General features: G+C 63.7%; 15 protein-coding genes. 10 read left to right on the top strand and 5 right to left on the bottom strand.

The window, feature by feature from the left end:
- The first annotated feature begins 175 nt into the window (after positions 1-175).
- The 9 genes from AC1Z3V_RS16865 (at position 176) to AC1Z3V_RS16825 (ending at position 10,202) form a co-directional block, all read left to right on the top strand.
- On the top strand, positions 176-1,408 hold the full coding sequence (locus tag AC1Z3V_RS16865; RefSeq protein ID WP_429815206.1) for an ABC transporter substrate-binding protein: 1,233 nt from the start codon (positions 176-178) through the stop codon (positions 1,406-1,408).
- 276 nt (positions 1,409-1,684) lie between these two features.
- The gene (locus tag AC1Z3V_RS16860; protein WP_429814510.1) at positions 1,685-2,563 is read left to right on the top strand and encodes a carbohydrate ABC transporter permease; all 879 of its coding nucleotides are present in this window, start codon (positions 1,685-1,687) and stop codon (positions 2,561-2,563) included.
- A complete protein-coding gene (locus AC1Z3V_RS16855) occupies positions 2,563-3,444 on the top strand; it encodes a carbohydrate ABC transporter permease (RefSeq protein WP_483500523.1) in 882 nt (293 codons plus the stop codon). The genes AC1Z3V_RS16860 and AC1Z3V_RS16855 overlap by 1 nt, the downstream gene beginning before the upstream one ends.
- Before the next feature lie 4 nt (positions 3,445-3,448).
- The gene (locus tag AC1Z3V_RS16850) at positions 3,449-4,564 is read left to right on the top strand and encodes an ABC transporter ATP-binding protein (RefSeq protein ID WP_429814515.1); all 1,116 of its coding nucleotides are present in this window, start codon (positions 3,449-3,451) and stop codon (positions 4,562-4,564) included.
- A gap of 6 nt (positions 4,565-4,570) precedes the next feature.
- Positions 4,571-6,070 (top strand): FAD-dependent oxidoreductase, encoded by a 1,500-nt coding sequence (locus tag AC1Z3V_RS16845; RefSeq protein WP_483500521.1) that lies wholly within the window; start codon positions 4,571-4,573, stop codon positions 6,068-6,070.
- A complete protein-coding gene (locus tag AC1Z3V_RS16840) occupies positions 6,067-6,846 on the top strand; it encodes a 3-ketoacyl-ACP reductase (protein WP_483500519.1) in 780 nt (259 codons plus the stop codon). Before AC1Z3V_RS16845 ends, AC1Z3V_RS16840 begins: the two co-directional genes overlap by 4 nt.
- Positions 6,847-6,947: 101 nt before the next feature.
- The gene (locus tag AC1Z3V_RS16835; RefSeq protein ID WP_429814524.1) at positions 6,948-8,603 is read left to right on the top strand and encodes a GMC family oxidoreductase; all 1,656 of its coding nucleotides are present in this window, start codon (positions 6,948-6,950) and stop codon (positions 8,601-8,603) included.
- 7 nt (positions 8,604-8,610) lie between these two features.
- Entirely contained in the window at positions 8,611-8,928 is a 318-nt protein-coding gene (locus tag AC1Z3V_RS16830; protein ID WP_429814527.1) for a Dabb family protein, read from the top strand.
- A gap of 8 nt (positions 8,929-8,936) precedes the next feature.
- Positions 8,937-10,202, top strand: coding sequence for a glycerate kinase type-2 family protein (locus tag AC1Z3V_RS16825; RefSeq protein ID WP_483500517.1), 1,266 nt, complete (start codon positions 8,937-8,939; stop codon positions 10,200-10,202).
- Between the two features lie 111 nt (positions 10,203-10,313).
- Here the strand turns inward: AC1Z3V_RS16825 and aptA are convergent, their stop codons facing one another.
- Entirely contained in the window at positions 10,314-11,651 is a 1,338-nt protein-coding gene (gene aptA, locus AC1Z3V_RS16820) for an omega-aminotransferase AptA (RefSeq protein WP_483500515.1), read from the bottom strand.
- 146 nt (positions 11,652-11,797) lie between these two features.
- On the opposite strand from aptA, the gene AC1Z3V_RS16815 reads away from it, so the two are divergent.
- Positions 11,798-12,346, top strand: a complete 549-nt coding sequence (locus AC1Z3V_RS16815; protein WP_483500513.1) for a cupin domain-containing protein — start codon at positions 11,798-11,800, stop codon at positions 12,344-12,346.
- 263 nt (positions 12,347-12,609) lie between these two features.
- On the opposite strand, the gene AC1Z3V_RS16810 is transcribed toward AC1Z3V_RS16815, so the two are convergent.
- The 4 genes from AC1Z3V_RS16810 to hglS form a co-directional block, all read right to left on the bottom strand.
- Complete coding sequence (locus AC1Z3V_RS16810; protein WP_483500511.1) at positions 12,610-13,842, bottom strand: pyridoxal phosphate-dependent aminotransferase; 1,233 nt, start codon at positions 13,840-13,842, stop codon at positions 12,610-12,612.
- A 24-nt stretch (positions 13,843-13,866) separates the two neighbouring features.
- Positions 13,867-15,399, bottom strand: a complete 1,533-nt coding sequence (gene amaB / locus AC1Z3V_RS16805) for an L-piperidine-6-carboxylate dehydrogenase (protein ID WP_483500509.1) — start codon at positions 15,397-15,399, stop codon at positions 13,867-13,869.
- Positions 15,400-15,485: 86 nt separating this feature from the next.
- Positions 15,486-16,907: an FAD-binding oxidoreductase gene (locus tag AC1Z3V_RS16800; protein ID WP_483500507.1), complete on the bottom strand. Its 1,422-nt coding sequence runs from the start codon at positions 16,905-16,907 to the stop codon at positions 15,486-15,488.
- Between the two features lie 10 nt (positions 16,908-16,917).
- Positions 16,918-18,318, bottom strand: a complete 1,401-nt coding sequence (gene hglS / locus AC1Z3V_RS16795) for a 2-oxoadipate dioxygenase/decarboxylase HglS (RefSeq protein ID WP_483500505.1) — start codon at positions 18,316-18,318, stop codon at positions 16,918-16,920.
- Between the last annotated feature and the right edge of the window lie 109 nt (positions 18,319-18,427).

Here is an 18,427-nt window from a genome sequence, read left to right as displayed (position 1 = left end):
TCAGTAAATTCAAACGGTTCCGAAGGTGCTAAAGTACAAAGTGGCGGAATGCTTGACTTGCTGAATTTATAACGTTTTAAATGGCCAGCCGCTGGCTAGAGCGGCGCGAATTCCGGGGTGGAAGGAGGTTCCATCCCGAAAACTTGCAAACGGGAGGATAACGATGCGCAAGTTGATGACGACGACGGCCGTTGTGGCGCTGATGATGGCGGCCACCGCCGCGCGCGCAGCCGAGAACGTGGAAGTTCTGCACTGGTGGACGTCCGGTGGCGAAGCCGCCGCACTCGACGTTCTGAAGAAGGATCTGGAAAGCAAGGGTATCACCTGGACCGACATGCCGGTTGCCGGCGGTGGCGGTACGGAAGCCATGACCGTTCTGCGCGCTCGCGTTACCGCGGGCAACGCTCCGACCGCGGTGCAGATGCTCGGCTTCGACATTCTCGACTGGGCCAAGGAAGGTGCACTCGGCAACCTCGACGAGACCGCTGCCAAGGAAGGCTGGGACAAGGTAATCCCGACCGCCCTGCAGCAGTTCTCGAAGTATGACGGCCACTGGATCGCAGCGCCGGTCAACGTGCATTCGACCAACTGGGTTTGGATCAACAAGGCGGCACTCGACAAGGCTGGCGGCAAGGAGCCGACCAACTGGGACGAGCTGATCGCGCTTCTCGACAACTTCAAGGCTCAAGGGATCACGCCGATCGCCCATGGCGGCCAGCCCTGGCAGGATGCGACGATCTTCGACGCCGTCGTGCTCTCGCTCGGCACCGACTTCTACAAGCAGGCCTTCATCGACCTCGATCCGGCGGCGCTCGGCGGCGACAAGATGAAGGAAGCCTTCGATCGCATGACGAAGCTGCGCTCCTATGTCGACGATAACTTCTCCGGCCGCGACTGGAACCTCGCTTCCGCCATGGTCATCGAGAACAAGGCCGGCCTGCAGTTCATGGGCGACTGGGCGAAGGGTGAATTCCTGAAGGCCAAGAAGGTGCCTGGCACCGATTTCGTCTGCATGCGCTTCCCGGGCACCCAGGGCGCGGTTACCTTCAACTCCGACCAGTTCGCGATGTTCAAGGTTGCCGAAGACAAGATCCCGGCGCAGCTCGCCATGGCTTCGGCCATCGAAAGCCCGACCTTCCAGTCGGCCTTTAACGTCGTCAAGGGCTCTGTTCCTGCCCGCACCGATGTTCCGGACACGGACTTCGACGCCTGCGGCAAGAAGGGCATCAAGGACCTCGCCGAAGCCAATGCCAACGGCAAGCTCTTCGGTTCGATGGCGCACGGCCATGCCAACCCGGCTGCCGTCAAGAACGCGATCTACGACGTCGTGACGCGGGAGTTCAACGGCGAACTGACGTCCGAAGCGGCCGTCAAGGAACTGGTCGCTGCCGTCGAGGCTGCGAAGTAACGGGCTTGTTCCGGGGCGCGTACTGCATAATTCCTTAGCTCCGTATTGGATTTAAGGACAAAATTATGCAGCAACTTAAGTGTTGCGGCGACCTTAGCGCGTCTTGAAAGACGCGCGGCGCTGCAGGCGCCCCGGACACCCATTCCGACATGCGAGCGCCGTCGAACCGCCGTGGCCAATGGGACGCGGGGAGGGGCGCTCTGATACCCAGAACCTCGCGCAGGTGCCGAAATCAGGGGCTTCCCGACGGCCGAGCGCCAGAAGTGGTGAACGTTCATGGATAGCCGCAGTCGACTGCAGGAACTGGTGCCGAAGCTGGTCCTTGCCCCGAGCTTCCTAATCGTCCTCGTCTTTGTTTACGGCTTCATCGCCTATACCGGCTTTCTGTCGATGACAGACAGCAAGATGCTGCCGTCCTACAATTTCGTGGGCTTAAGCAACTATGCGAAACTGTGGGCGCTGCCGCACTGGTGGCGGGCGGTGAGCAATCTCGCGATCTTCGCCGTGCTCTATATCGCCATTTGTTCCGTGCTTGGCCTGGGACTGGCGATCCTGCTCGACCAGAAGATCCGTGCCGAAGGCTTCCTGCGGCCGATCTACCTCTATCCGATGGCGCTTTCCTTCATCGTCACCGGCACTGCCTGGAAGTGGTTCCTCGATCCCGGCATCGGGCTTGAGAACACCATGCATCTCTGGGGCTGGGAAAGCTTCTCCTTCAACTGGATCAAGGATCGCAACTACGCGATCTACTGCGTCGTCATCGCGGCGGTCTGGCAGTCGACCGGCTTCATCATGGCGATGTTCCTGGCGGGCCTTCGCGGTGTCGACAACGAAATCATCAAGGCGGCACAGATCGACGGCGCCAAGACCTCGACGATCTATCGCCGGATCATCATTCCGCTGATGCGGCCCGTATTCCTCTCGGCTTTCGTGGTTCTCGCCCATCTCGCGATCAAGGCTTACGACCTGATCATCGCCTTGACAGGCGGCGGCCCGGGCCAGGCGACCGAGCTGCCGGCGACCTTCATGTATTCCTACACCTTCACCCGCAACCAGATGGGCATCGGCGCGTCCTCGGCGATCATCATGCTGGTGATGATCTTCTCGATCATCGTGCCCTATCTCTATTCCGAAATCCGGGGAGCAAAACGCTGATGAGCGCTCCGAGCCCAGACAACATCATCTCGCACAACCGCCTCACCCGGGCGCTGATCTACACCGCGCTGATCCTCTTCGCGCTCTATTCGCTGCTGCCGCTCTACGTGATGGTGGTGAACTCGCTGAAGCCGCTCGACGAGATCCGCCAGGGCGGCATGCTCAACCTGCCGCAGACCTGGACGATCGAACCCTGGCTCTCGGCCTGGTCGACGGCGCAGATCGGCGTGCAGCCGACCGGCCTCAAGCCGTTCTTCATCAACTCGATCCTGATGGTGGTGCCGGCCGTGGCGATCTCGACCATCGTCGGCGCCTTGAACGGCTATGTCTTGACCAAGTGGCGGTTTCCCGGTGCCAACATCTTCTTCGGCATGCTGCTGCTGTCCTGCTTCATCCCGTTCCAGATCGTGCTGATCCCGATGGCGCGTATCCTCGGCATCCTCGGGCTTGCCGGGTCGATCTGGGGCCTGATCATGGTGCATGTGGTCTACGGCATCGGCTTCACGACGCTCTATTTCCGCAACTACTACGAGGCCTTCCCGACCGAACTGGTGCGTGCGGCGCAGATCGATGGCGCGAGCTTCTTCCAGATCTTCTGGCGCATCCTCTTGCCGTCGTCGGGTCCGATCATCGTCGTCTCGGTCATCTGGCAGTTCACCAACATCTGGAACGACTTCCTGTTCGGCGCTTCCTTCTCCGGCCCCTATTCGACGCCGATGACGGTCGCGCTCAACAACCTCGTTTCGTCCTCGACAGGCGTCAAGGAATACAACGTTCACTTCGCGGGCGCGATTCTCGCCGCCCTGCCAACGCTCATCGTCTACATCGTGTCCGGCCGCTACTTCGTTCGCGGTCTGATGTCGGGCGCCGTGAAAGGATAAGCTCATGTCTTTCTTGAAAATCACCAACCTGCGCAAATCCTATGGTTCGCTCGAGATCCTGAAGGACATCAACCTGGAAATCGAAGAGGGTGGCTTCCTCGTGCTGGTCGGCCCGTCCGGCTGCGGCAAGTCGACCCTGCTCAACACCATTGCCGGGCTTGAGCCGATCACCTCGGGTGATATCGCCATCAAAGGCCGCTCGGTCGCGGACCTGCATCCGTCGAAGCGCGACATCGCCATGGTGTTCCAGTCCTACGCGCTCTATCCGAACATGACGGTCGCCGGAAACATCGCCTTCGGCATGGAAATCCGCGGCGTGCCGAAGGAGGAGCGCGAGAAGGCGATCAAGCAGGTCGCGGACATGCTGCAGATCGGCCACCTGCTCGACCGCAAGCCGAGCCAGCTTTCCGGCGGTCAGCGCCAGCGCGTCGCCATGGGCCGTGCGCTCGTGCGCAATCCGCAGGTCTTCCTGTTCGACGAGCCGCTTTCGAACCTCGACGCCAAGCTGCGTGTCGACATGCGCACGGAGATCAAACGGCTGCACAACCGCATGAAGACGACGATCGTCTACGTCACCCACGACCAGATCGAGGCGATGACGCTGGCGACGAAGATCGCCGTGTTGAAGGATGGCGTGCTGCAGCAGTTCGGAACGCCGGCCGAGATCTACAACAACCCGGCCAACATGTTCGTTGCCGACTTCATGGGGTCGCCGGCGATGAACCTCCTGACCGCGCGGATCGAAAAGAGCGGCTCCGATATCGCGGTGGCGCTGGCGCGTCCGAATTCCGAACCGCTGAAGCTTGCGGTGCCGCATGCCAACGGCGCGCTGTCGGCCTATGCCGGCAAGGACGTCGTTTTCGGCATCCGTCCGGAAGCACTGACCGATCCTGACGGTGCCGACCGCAACGCCAAGGTGGTCGCCGAAGGCGATTGCCTGATCGAGGTGGTGGAGCCGGCCGGTTCCGACACCTTTGCGGTCACCCGTCTCGGCGGCAAGGAGATCGTCGCCCGGTTGAGAGCCGATGCGCGCATTGCGGCTGGCCAAACGTCCCGGCTCGCCTTCAACCTCGACAAGGCGGTGTTCTTCGATCCGCAGAGCCAGCAGCGGATCGCGTAACCGACGATGCAGACGCAGCCGGACATCGTCATCATCGGTTCGGGGATCGGCGGCTCCACCATTGCGGCGGGGCTCGCCGGTTCCGGTGCCCGCATCGCCATCCTCGAGCGCGGCGAGCGCTTGCCCGACACGCCGGACGCGCGGAGCTACAACTCGATCTTCGTCAAGGGCCATTTCCGGCCGCGAGAGATGTGGCGTGAACCCGATGGTACCGAGTTCAATCCGGGAAATTTCTATTTCGTCGGCGGGAATTCCAAACTCTTCGGCGCAGTGCTGCTGCGTTACCGCGCCGAGGATTTCACCGAAATGCAGCATCTCGGCGGTATCTCGCCGGCCTGGCCCTTTCCCTATGCGGAGCTGGAGCCGTGGTATGGCAAGGCCGAGCAATTGTTCGAGGTGCGCGGCGAATTGGGTCAGGATCCGACGGAGCCGTTCCACTCCACGCCTTACCCTCACGGACCTGTACCGGACGAGCCGGCGATTGCGCGTGCTCGCGCCGAACTGAAGGCGCAGGGGCTCAACCCGGCGACGCTGCCGCTCGGTGTCGACATCGACACGTGGCTGGCCGGCGGGCGCACGCCGTGGGATGGTTTTCCCAATACCGGCGAAGGCAAGAGGGATGCCGAGACCGCATCGCTTGCCGCCGCGCTGAAGGACCCCAATATCGAGCTCATCACCTCCGCCCATGTCGACACGCTGGAGGCGGGTCCGGGCGGCCGGATCGAGGCGATTCATTACACCCACAGGGGCGAAAAGAAGCGCCTGTCGCCGAAGCTGGTGATCCTGTCGGCAGGCGCAATCAACTCGGCCGCGATCCTGCTGCGCTCCGGTGACGGCAAGGGGCTTGCCAACGCTTCCGACCAGATCGGCCGCAACTTCATGAACCACAATTGCAGTGCCATGCTGGCGATCAATCCGTTCAGGCGCAATGACAGCATCTACCAGAAGACGCTGATGCTGAACGATTATTACCTGACCGGCGGCCGGGACGACTTGCCGCTTGGCAACGTCCAGCTTCTCGGCAAGATCAACGGCGACATCCTCAAGGCCAACGCGCCGCTCTGGGCGCCGCGCTTCGCCTTCGACTTCATGGCCGGCCATGCGGTCGACTGGTACATGATGACGGAGGACCTGCCGAATCCTGAAAGCCGCATCATGGTCGACGGCAAGGGTATCATCATGCAGTGGCGGCGCTCGAACATGGAGGCGCTTTCGGGTCTCGAAGCGAAGATGCGCGAGCACTTCAAAGCGGCCGGCTATCCGATCGTGCTTTCCCAGGCCTTCGACAAGCGGACGCCATCGCATCAGTGCGGCACGGTTCGGATCGGCACAGACCCCAAGGATGCGCCGCTCGATGCCTATTGCCGGGCCTTCGACCATCCGAATCTCTTCGTCGTCGACGCCGGCTTCCTGCCCACATCCGCTGCCGTCAACCCGGCGCTGACGGTTGCCGCCCAGGCGCTCAGGGTCGCCGACCATATCGCCACCAGGGAGTTCCGCTCATGACGTCATCGACGCGTCCAGTCGCCATCGTCACCGGCGGCCGCCGCGGCATCGGTCTCGGCATTGCCCGTGCGCTTGCCCGAGAAGGTTTCGACATCGCCATCACAGGCCTCGGTGCCGCAGACGCCACGACCGCCCAGACGCTATCGGAACTTTCCAGCGGCCACGGCCGGGCCATCTACATCGAAGCGAACCTCGCCGATGTCAGCGGCCATGCCGCGACCGTCGAGCGGATCCGCGCCGAGCTCGGCCCGATCCGCTGCCTCGTCAACAATGCCGGCATCGCCTCGGTGGTCCGGGGAGACTTCCTCAATCTGCTGCCGGAGAACTTCGACACGATCGTCGCCACCAATCTGCGCGGCACGGTGTTCTTCACCCAGGCCGTGCTGGTTTCGATGCTGACCGATCCCGCCGACGTGACGCCGCGGTCGATCATCAACATCACCTCTGTTTCGGCGACGATGAGCTCGCCGGAGCGGCTCGACTATTGCATGACCAAGGCCGGCCTTGCCGCCTTCAGCCAGGGACTGGCGCTCCGGCTTGCCAATACCGGGATCTCCGTCTTCGAGATCCGGCCGGGCATCATCCGCTCCGACATGACCGCCGGCGTCTCGGCGAAATACGACGCCCTGATCGATGGCGGACTGGTGCCGATGCGGCGTTGGGGCGAGCCCGAGGATATCGGCAACATGGTGGCCGGGCTTGCCGGCGGCAAGTTCGGCTTTGCAACGGGCTCGGTCATCCAGGCGGATGGCGGCCTTTCGATTGGCCGGCTCTAGGGACAGGCAGGACTTTTGAGGCTCGCAAGCGGGCAGGTTTTGGAATTATCACGTCGAAAATTTGGAACGTTCCAAATTGCGGCGGCGGAGGAAGACAGGGAATGAGCTACGACTACATCATCACCGGTGCCGGCCCGGCCGGCTGCGTTCTTGCCAATCGCCTCTCCGAGGATCCTTCGGTTCGCGTGCTGCTGCTGGAGGCTGGCGGCGGCGATTGGAACCCGCTGTTCCACATGCCGGCGGGCTTTGCCAAGATGACCAAGGGGGTCGCGAGCTGGGGCTGGCACACGGTGCCGCAGAAACACATGAAGGGCAGGGTGCTGCGCTACACCCAGGCGAAGGTCATCGGCGGCGGTTCGTCGATCAATGCACAGCTCTATACCCGCGGCAATGCCGCCGATTATGATCTCTGGGCGTCGGAGGACGGCTGCAGCGGCTGGGATTATCGGAGTGTCCTGCCCTATTTCAAGCGCGCCGAGGACAACCAGCGTTTCGCCGACGATTACCATGCCTATGGCGGGCCGCTCGGGGTTTCGATGCCGGTCTCGGCGCTGCCGATCTGCGACGCCTATATCCGCGCCGGCCAGGAACTCGGCATTCCCTACAACCACGATTTCAACGGCCGCCAGCAGGCGGGCGTCGGCTTCTACCAGCTCACCCAGCGCAATCGCCGCCGGTCGAGCGCATCGCTCGCCTACCTCTCGCCGATCAAGGACCGCCGCAACCTGACGGTTCGCACCGGCGCGCGCGTGGCGCGGATCGTGCTGGAAGGCACCCGCGCCGTCGGCGTCGAGGTGGTCACCGGCAAGGGCAGCGAAGTGATCCGAGCCGAGCGGGAAGTGCTCGTTTCCTCCGGCGCCATCGGCTCACCGAAGCTCTTGTTGCAATCCGGCATCGGGCCGGCCGATCACCTGAAATCGGTCGGCGTTTCGGTGAAGCACGATCTGCCCGGGGTTGGCGGCAATCTGCAGGATCACCTCGATCTCTTCGTGATTTCCGAATGCACCGGCGACCACACCTATGACGGCGTGGCCAAACTTCATCGTACGCTATGGGCAGGGCTGCAATATGTGCTGTTCCGCTCCGGCCCGGTGGCCTCCTCGCTCTTCGAGACCGGCGGCTTCTGGTACGCCGATCCCGATGCCCGCTCGCCGGACATTCAGTTCCATCTGGGTCTCGGGTCCGGTATCGAGGCGGGCGTCGAGAAACTGAAGAATGCCGGCGTGACGCTCAACTCCGCCTACCTGCATCCGCGCTCGCGCGGAACCGTGCGGCTTTCCTCCTCCGATCCGGCGGCGGCGCCGCTGATCGATCCCAACTACTGGGAAGACCCGCATGACCGCAAGATGTCGATCGAGGGCTTGAAGCTTGCCCGCGAAATCATGCAGCAGGCAGCACTCAAGCCTTTCGTCTTGGCGGAGCGTCTGCCGGGCACTTCGGTTGCGACCGACGACCAGCTCTTCGAGTACGGCTGTGCCAATGCCAAGACCGATCACCACCCGGTTGGAACCTGCAAGATGGGGACGGACGCCTCGGCTGTGGTCGGGCTCGACCTCAAAGTGCGGGGGCTCGAGGGCCTCAGGGTCTGCGACAGCTCTGTGATGCCGCGGGTTCCCTCTTGCAACACCAACGGACCGACGATCATGATGGGGGAAAAGGGCGCCGACATCATCCGCGAGCGCCAACCCCTGCCGCCGGCGATCTTCGCCCATGAACGCAACGACAGCCGCCCGCGCGCCCGTGCCGATATCCGTTGAGGTCCCCATGATCCGCCACTGCGTCTTCATCCGCTTCCGCCCCGAAATCTCGGAGGAGGAGAAGGCAACAATCTTCGATGAGATCGTCGCGCTGAAATCACGGCTGCCGGGCTTTATGGCGGCCCATATCGGCGGCAATGTCAGCCCGGAAGTGGGCATGGACAAGGGCCATGGCCTGGGTTTCATCGTCGACTTCACCGATGCGGCAGCACGTGACGCCTATCTGGAAGACGAGGAACATCGCAAGACCGGCGCCAAGATCGTCGCGGCGGCCGAGGGCGGTGTCGCCGGCATCTTCGTCTACGACCTCGAAATCGCCGCTTGAGGACGACGATGATCGACGCGCGCCCCTTCCTCACTCGACTTTTCGAGGCCGCCGTGCGTGCGGCCGATCCCTATCAGGCGATCAAGGCGCATCTGCCCGAACCGCCGAAGGGGCGGACGGTCGTCATCGGGGCCGGCAAGGCGGCAAGCCAGATGGCGGCGGCGTTCGAGAAGCTCTGGCAGCATCCCTTCAGGGGAACGGTCGTCGCCCGCCACGGACCAGTGGAGCTCTGCGAGACTATAAACGTGCAGCAGTCGGCCCATCCGGTGCCGGACGAGGCCGGGCTTGCCGCTTCGGATGCTTTGCTGCAGACCGTAGCGGGCCTGACTGCCGACGATCTCGTCATCGCCTTGATCTCCGGCGGCGGCTCGGCGCTGCTGCCGGCGCCGCCCGAAGGCTTGACGCTCGCCGATGAGATCGCCGTCAACAGGGCGCTGCTCGCCTCGGGCGCGCCGATCTCGGCGATGAACGTCGTGCGCAAACACGTGTCGCGGATCAAGGGCGGGCGGCTTGCCGCAGCCGCCTTCCCGGCCCGCGTCGTCAGCCTCGTGGTCTCCGACGTGCCCGGCGACAACCCGGCCTTCGTTGCTTCCGGCCCGACCGTTCCGGACCGCAGCACCGCGGAAGAGGCGCTCGACATCGTCGCCCGCTACCGGATGCAGCTTCCCGATGGAGTGATGGCGCATCTGCGCTCGGAAGCGGCTGTAGCGCCCGATCCGGATGATCCCCGGTTCGCCGGGCATCAATGCCATGTAATCGCTTCGGCTGCCGTGTCGCTCGAGGCGGCCGCGGCCAAGGCACGGGAACTCGGCGTCGAGGCGCACATTCTTTCCGATGCGATCGAAGGCGAAGCGCGGGATATCGGCCGCATGCATGCGGCCTTGGCGCGTGAAGTGGCGCTCCGGAACCGCCCCTTCGACAAGCCAGTGGTACTGCTTTCCGGCGGCGAGACGACGGTGACGATCTCAGGCAAGGACTATGGCAAGGGCGGCCGCAACAGCGAATTGTTGCTGTCGCTGGCGCTCGACATCGATGGGGTGACGGGCATCGATGCGCTTGCGGCGGATACGGATGGCATCGACGGTTCGGAAGACAATGCCGGGGCGTTTGCCGATGGCGACAGCATAACCCGCATGCGCGCCGCCGGTATCGATCCGCGCCTGCATCTCGCCCGACATGATGCCTGGTCGGCTTTTGCGGCCAGCGGCGACCTCTTCGTTCCCGGACCGACCGGAACGAACGTCAACGATTTCCGGGCGTTGTTGATCCGCTAAGGAGGCGGCTCACGCAGAGACGTTAGCCGGATTCCTGAGCCGTACTTGAAAGCGCAACGCCGCCGCGGAGATCCTCGGCGGCGGCGTTGTTTTTGACGCTTTTGATGTCGCTTACTTGGCGCGCTTCAGCGCGTCGCCGAGGATCGAGACAATCTCGCCGAAATGCTTCTCTTCGGCGATCAGCGGCGGCGAGAAGGCGATGATGTCGCCGGTGACGCGGATCAGCAGGCCTTTCTCGAAGCAATCGACGAAAACGTCATAGGCGCGGGCGCCGATCGCGCCATCACGCGATTGCAGTTCGATGCCGGCGATGAGGCCGATCGTGCGGATGTCGATGACATGCGGCAGACCCTTCAGCGAATGCATGGCGTCGTGCCAGGCGTCCTGCAGTTCGACGGCGCGGGTCATCAGGCCCTCGTCGCGGTAGATGTCGAGCGTGGCGATGCCGGCGGCGCAGGCGGCCGGGTGGCCGGAATAGGTGTAGCCGTGGAAGAGCTCGATCTGACCTTCCGGGCCATGCATCAGCGCGTCGTGCACTTTGCGGCTGGCAAACACCGCGCCCATCGGGATCGCGCCGTTGGTGAGGCCCTTGGCGGTCGTCACCAGATCCGGCGTCACGCCGAAGAAATCGGTCGCAAAGGGCGCGCCGAGACGACCGAAGCCGGTGATGACTTCGTCGAAGATCAGGAGAATGCCGTGCTTGTCGCAGATGGTGCGCAGTCGCTCGAGGTAACCCTTCGGCGGGATCAGCACGCCGGTCGAGCCGGCGACCGGTTCGACGATGCAGGCGGCGATGGTCTCGGCGCCATGCAGCGCCACCAGCCGCTCGAGGTCGTCGGCAAGCTCGGCGCCGTGCTCCGGTTGGCCCTTGACGAAGGCGTTCTTGGCGAGGTCATGGGTGTGGCGCAGATGGTCGGAGCCCGGCAGCTGCGGGAAGACGCGGCGGTTGTTGAGGATGCCGCCGACCGAAATGCCGCCGAAGCCGACGCCGTGATAGCCGCGCTCGCGGCCGATGAGGCGCGTGCGCGTGCCCTGGCCGATGGCGCGCTGGTAGGCGATCGCGATCTTCAGTGCGGTATCGACCGATTCGGAACCCGAGCCGGTGAAGAACACGCGGTCGAGCTTCTGTCCCTCCGGGCCTGGCGCGATCTCGGCGAGGCGTTCGGCAAAATCGAAGGCGATCGGATGGCCCATCTGGAAGGAGGGGGCGAAATCCATGGTCGAAAGCTGGCGCTCGACCGCGGCGGCGATCTGGCGGCGACCGTGGCCGGCATTCACGCACCAGAGCCCGGCAGTGCCGTCGAGGATCGTCCGTCCGTCGGTGCTGGTGTAATGCATGCCCTCGGCTGACGCGAGCAGGCGCGGGGCCCGCTTGAACTGCCGGTTGGCGGTGAACGGCATCCAATAGCTGTCGAGAACGGGGGCGTTGGGTTTGGTGTGCTGGTTCATGGCATCCTCCTGAGATCGGCGATTGACGCCATGATTTGATTTGCCAAACAAGTCCTTTTCTGCTCTCAGTTAAGCCATTGATTTTTATAATGCAGGGATGGCTGATTTGCGCTATTCCGAACAACCTGAACAGGGGGTGTGCGCCCATGGGCGTCGACATCGGAAACCGGCTTCGCCACCTCAGGCTGATGCACAACCTGTCGCAACGCGAACTCGCCAAGCGCGCCGGCGTCACCAACTCGACCATCTCGCTGATCGAATCGAACGCCTCCAACCCTTCTGTCGGTGCGCTGAAGCGCATCCTCGACGGCATACCGATCGGCCTGGCGGAGTTCTTCTCCTTCGAGCCGGAACGGCCGCGCAAGGCGTTCTATGCGGCGGAGGAACTGGTCGAGATCGGCAAGGGGCCGATTTCCTACCGGCAGATCGGCGAAAACCTCTTCGGCCGGAGCCTGCAGATCCTGAAGGAATGCTACCAGCCGGGCGCCGACACCGGAAAGGTGCCGCTGGTGCATGATGGGGAAGAGGGGGGAATCGTGCTCTCGGGGCGAATCGAGGTCACCGTCGATGACGAGCGTCGGATTCTGGGGCCGGGGGATGCCTATTATTTCGAAAGCCGGCGACCGCATCGCTTTCGCTGCGTCGGGCCGGTGCCCTGCGAGGTCATCAGCGCCTGTACGCCGCCAACGTTTTGAGGCAGGGGCCAATTGCAGCGGTGAGGTGGAAGAATCCCCCTCGTCCCGCTGCCGCGACCTTCTCCCCGTTCCGACGGGGAGAAGGGACAAGAGGCGCGCTCCCCAATCCCTCTCAAGACCTGTGGAGGTGCGGAGCTGCCCTTGGGAAGCGATACCGACCAGAACACCTGTCCTTGGAGATGGAAAGTGTCGGTGCGGCGGTCTCGACCATCCCCTCGCCCCGCTTGCGGGGAGAGGGTTGGGGTGAGGGGCCAATCAGCCCGTTACGAAAGCCGCGCGCAGGCGTCGGCGATGCGTTTCAGCGCTTCCTTCAGTTCCGCTTCCGAGGTCGCATAGGAGATGCGGAAGAAGGGCGAGAGACCGAAGGCCGAACCCGGAACGACAGCCACATGGGCGTCGTCGAGCAGGTAGGCGCAGAAGTCCGCGTCCGTCTCGATCTTCTTGCCCGAGGGCGTGACCTTGCCGAGCATGCCGGCGCAGCCGGAGAAGGTGTAGAAGGCGCCTTCCGGGACGCGGCAGTCGAGGCCGTCGATGGCGTTGAGGCCGTTGACGACGAGATCGCGGCGGCGCTGGAAGCTGGCCGTGCGTTCCTTCAGGAACTCCTGCGGACCGGTCAGCGCGGCAACCGAAGCGGCCTGGCTGACGGAGGAGGGGCAGGAGGTCGCCTGGCTCTGGACCACGGCCATCGCCTTGATCAGGTCGCGCGGACCACCGGCGTAGCCGATGCGCCAGCCGGTCATGGCATAGGCCTTGGAGACGCCGTTGACCGTGAGCGTCCGGTCCTTGAGGCGAGGCTCGAGCTGGGCCGGGGTGACGAAGCGGAAGCCGTCATAGACGATGTGCTCGTACATGTCGTCGACCAGCAGCCAGACATGCGGATGCTCCAAGAGCACGTCGAGCAGCGGCCGGTAGTCGGCAGCGCTGTAGGCGGCACCCGAGGGGTTCGACGGCGAGTTCAAAAGCACCCAGCGTGTCTTCGGCGTAATGGCCGCTTCGAGCTTGTCGGCGGTCAGCCGGAAGCCTGAGGAGGCGTCGCAGGGGATCAGAACCGGCTTGCCTTCGCAGATCTGGACGATATCCGAATAGGAGGTCCAGTAGGGCGTCGGAATGATCACTTCGTCGCCGGGATTGATCGACGCCATCATGGCGTTGAACAGGATCTGCTTGGCGCCGGTCGCCACCGTGATCTCGTCCTGTTCGTAGGCAAGGCCGTTCTCGCGCTGGAACTTCTCGCGGATCGCCTTCTTCAGTTCCGGCGTGCCGTCGAGCGCGGTGTACTTGGTCTCGCCGCGCCGGATCGCTTCGCAGGCGGCGTCCTTGACGTAGTCGGGCGTGTCGAAGTCCGGCTCGCCCGCACCGAGGATGATCACCGGCTTGCCTTCGCGCTTCATGGCTTGCGCGCGGGCGCCGATCTTGAGGATTTCGGACACCCCGATCGAGGAAATCCGCGAGGCGGGCTGAAAGCCCGCCTCCTTGACCGTTGCATTGATGGTCATGGTCGAATCCTACTGGTGCGCCGATTATTCGATGTCGAACGACACGCCCTGCGCCAGCGGCAGAGCCTTCGAATAGTTCACCGTGTTGGTGGCGCGACGCATATAGGCCTTCCACGAGTCCGAACCGGATTCGCGACCGCCGCCGGTTTCCTTCTCACCGCCGAAGGCGCCGCCGATTTCGGCGCCCGAGGTGCCGATGTTGACGTTGGCGATACCGCAATCCGAACCGTCGACGGCGAGGAAGCGCTCCGATTCCTGCATGTCGCGGGTGAAGATCGAGGACGACAGGCCGGCTGCGACCGCATTGTGGTCGGCGAGAACGGCGTCGAGGTCGCTGTACTTCATGACGTAGAGGATCGGCGCGAAGGTTTCTTCGAGAACCGGGCCGGCCTGCTTCGGCATTTCGACCAGAGCGGGCTTGACGTAGTAGCCGTTGTCGTAGCCGAGCTCAACGCGTTCGCCGCCGGTGACGGTGCCGCCGTGCGACTTCGCTTCACCGATCGCCTTCTGCATGCCGTCGAAGGCAGCCTTGTCGACGAGCGGGCCGACGAGGGCCGTCGTTTCCAGCGGGTTGCCGACCGATACCGAGCCATAGGCCTTCTTCAGACGCGGAACGAGCTGGTCGTAGATGCTCTCGTGCACGAAGAGGCGGCGCATGGTGGTGCAGCGCTGGCCGGCGGTGCCCATGGCGCCGAAGGCGATGGCGCGCAGCGCCATGTCGAGATCGGCCGAGGGGCAGACGATGCCGGCATTGTTGCCGCCGAGTTCGAGGATGGCGCGGGCGAAGCGCTTGGCGAGGCGCGGGCCGACTTCGCGGCCCATGCGGGTGGAGCCGGTGGCGGAAACAAGCGGTACCTTCGGGTTGTCGACAAGGACTTCGCCGACGGTGCGGTCGCCGATCAGCACCTGCGACAGGCCTGCCGGAGCGTCACCGAAGCGGGCGAGCGCGCGCTCGAAGATCGCCTGCGAGGCAAGCGCGGTGAGCGGGGTCTTTTCAGACGGCTTCCAGACGACCGAGTTGCCGCAAACGATGGCAAGCGCTGCGTTCCACGACCAGACGGCGACCGGGAAGTTGAAGGCGGAGATGACGCCGACGACGCCGAGCGGATGCCAGGTCTCCATCATGCGGTGGCCGGGGCGCTCGGTGGCGATCGTCAGGCCGTAGAGCTGGCGGGAAAGACCGACGGCGAAATCGCAGATGTCGATCATCTCCTGGACTTCGCCAAGGCCTTCGGAGGTGATCTTGCCGGCTTCGATCGAAACCAGGCGGCCGAGGTCGGCCTTGAAGGTGCGCAGTTCTTCGCCGAGCAGGCGGATCAGTTCGCCGCGCTTCGGCGCCGGAACGAGACGCCAGGCCTTGAAGGCTTCATGGGCCTGTTCGATCTTGGCAGCGGCTTCAACGGCCGAAACCGTCTTGAGGCTCGCGATCTTCTCGCCGGTGACCGGGCTATAGGACGGCATGTCGCCGCCGGTGTAGAGTTCCTTGGCGACGCCCATCTTTTCGAGAAGCGCTGCGGCTTCCTTGGTCACGTCGACTTTCTTGGTTGCGATGTTCATGGTCTGACTCCCGTTTTCCTTAGATCATTCGTTGGAGCGGAATGCGGGCGGAAAACCGCATACACTTTTCCTCATTCCGCTCTGGCCTACCCAAAGCGCACGCTGCCGAGCTTTCCCGGCGAGGTGAGCGTCTTCAGGCCTGCGGCCATGTCCTTGAGTTTGTCTGGTGTATAAAAGTCGTAATAGGCCTGGTTGCGGCGGCCGATCGCATGTTCCGCGCTGAAGCTGCCGTCATACTCCTCGACGGCAACCGCGAAAACCCATTCGCGAAGCCGCGGTTCGAAGGTCTCGTCCTTGAGAAGGTCGCTGTCCTTCGGCACGACGAGGTTGAAGTGCACGCCACCGTCGCCGATATGGCCGAAATCGCAGACGGTGACGTCAGGAAATTTCGCCGGCATTTCGCCCTTCATATGGTCGCAGAAGGCCATGATGTCACCCCTGCGGAAGGAGAGGTCGAAGGCGATCAGCTTGCCCAGGTGCTTGACGCCTTCGGACAAGGCGTGGCGCAGCGCCCAGATTTCGTGCGGCGGGCCGACGAAAGCATCGGCGAGCGGCGCCGTTTCCATTTCCCAGATCTCGGCCAGTGCCGATTCCAGCACGGCGTCGAGCGACTGTTCGCCCTCGCGCGGTGCCCAGGTGCGGCTGATCTCGGCGAGGATGACGTAATCAGGAACGTTGCCGCCCTGGAACGGGTTCTTCAGCGACGGCACATGGGCAAAGGCGGCCGTTACGGCGTTCTTCGACATGCCCTCGAAGGCCGAAAGATAAGCGCCGAGGCGTTCTTCCATGGCGCGCAGCAGCGGCAGCACATGGGCGCCGCTTGCCGGAACCAGCAGTGCGGTTGCCGTCTGTTGCGGCAGGCGCTCGAGGTTCAGGACGCATTCGGTGACGATGCCGAAAGCGCCCGATGTGCCGAAGAAGATCTGTTTCCAGTCGACACCGGTGTTGTTCTTGCGCAGGTCGCATTGCAGGTCGAGAACGGTGCCGTCCTCGTCCGCCAACACGACCTTGAGACCCAGAGTATTGCGACGCACGTCGCCGTATTTCAGAAAGCGTGAACCGCCGGTGTTGGTGGCGATCATGCCGCCAATGCGCGGGTCGGCGCCGAGATCGATCGGGAAGAACAGGCCGTGCTCTTCCAGGCGCCGGTTGAGTTCGGACAGTCGGAAGCCGGCATCGAGCCGCACCGAACGGTTGTCGAGGTCGAGATCGAAGTGCTTGGTCAGCCGGTCGAGGCTGAGGACGACTTCATCACCCGACTGGTCCGGGGTCGAGCCCGAGACGAGGCCGGTGTTGCCGGATTGCGGGATCAGCGTGATGCCGTTCGTGACGCAATAGGCAACGGCAGCAGAGACTTCTTCCGTCGTCGCCGGCCGCAGCACGAGTGACGTCCGGCCGCGATCGTAGCGCGCGCCGGTCTCGTAGGCTTCCAGGTCTTCAGGACGCGTGACGACACCCTTGTCTCCAAGGATGTCGGTGAGCGCCTCGATGTGCCGTTTGTCGATCATCGGATAAGCATCATTCCGCAGCGATCGCGCCGGTCAAGGCCCTGATGCAGCTTTCGATCGACGCCTGCTCGATGCCGGCATAATGGTCGAACTCGTTGAGCACCGTCGCGCCGAGGTCGCTCTCGAAGCGCTTCTGGTTCGGGCTTGCGACGAAGTCCTGCTGGGCGTCGTCGCCGAGATTCGACTGGAAGATGCCTGCGGCGCTGACCGGCAGGAAGTCTTCGTAGACGATCGCGTCGAACTGGACGAGGCCGGCGGCGATCAGCGCTTCGATGTCGCTTACCGGGGAGATGCCGGCCTTGCGGCCCTTTTCCGTCAGAGAGTAGCTGAAATAGCCGAGACCGGCTTCGCGGATACCTGCCCATGTGTCGGGGAACGGTTCGAAGGCCGTGGCGAGCGCCGCTTCGTATTCGCGGGCGTTGGAGCCGTCGGCCGCCGGGCGGACGATCTTGCGCGAGGCATTGAGCAGTTCGTCGTAGAGCGCGCGGCCCTTCGGGGTCAGCGCAATGCCGCGCTGCTCGATCTCGCCGAAGCGGGCGGTGTGCGAACCGGCCTTCCAAGTGCCGTCGGCATCCCTGAAGGAAACCGGCTCTTCCAGTGCCTTGAACGAGGTCTGGCGCAAGAGGATCGGGCACTTGCGGGTCGGCGGCCCCTCGACGACGGCCTTCGGGGCGATGGCGTATTCTGGCATCAGCGCCTGCACCTTGTCGATATCGAGCGTGCGCGGCGTCAGATGGTTGATGTGCGGCCCCTTGAAGGAGACGACGTCGGCGATCAGGCGATGGGCGTCATGCAGGCGCTTGTACATGTCGGCACTGACATTCGCCTTGTCGTGCCAGCGGAAGGTTTCGAGCACTTCCGAAACGAAACGTTCGGCGTCCGCCTTGTCGAGGCCGCCGTCGCGCTCGGCCTTTTGCGTGAGTTCCACGGCGCCGGCGGTGAAGATCTGGCGTGCGGCGAGGATGACCTCGGCTTCGGCGCGCAGCGCTTCGTCGGCGATCAGGTCGAGACGCAACAGCGAGGTGAAGACGCGGAAGGGGTTGCGCTTCAGGGCGGCTTCGCCGACCGGGCGGAAGGCGGTCGAATGAACAGGGACGCCGGCGGTCGACAGGTCGTAGTAGCCGACCGGATACATGCCCATGACGGCGAAGACGCGGCGCATCATTGCGAGCTCGGCGGGCGTGCCGAGGCGGATCGCGCCGTGGCGTTCCTCGGAGATACGGTCTAGCGAATCCGTGGCGTCCAGTCGCTCCTTCAGGAGCGGGTCGGCGGCGAGCGTATCGTCGTTCACCTTGGCGACCAGTTCCATCAGCGTGCCATAGGCCGGCACCTCTTCGCGGTACATGACCGACATGGCTGCGGAAAAGGCCGAACGGATGTCGTCGGCGGATACGAAACTATTCTCTTTCACTGGGGCTCGCCTCGCGCTATGGGTGAAGGACAAGGTCATTCTCATTTCGGATCATATCCGATCGAACTGGCCATTGATCGCGTTGCTTCTGACTATGTTGATGCGAGGC

The organism is Ensifer sp. 38_S197 (assembly GCF_056924495.1).
The sequence above is the reverse complement of the archived record's forward strand: the minus strand, read 5'-3'. Positions and strand labels throughout refer to the sequence as shown.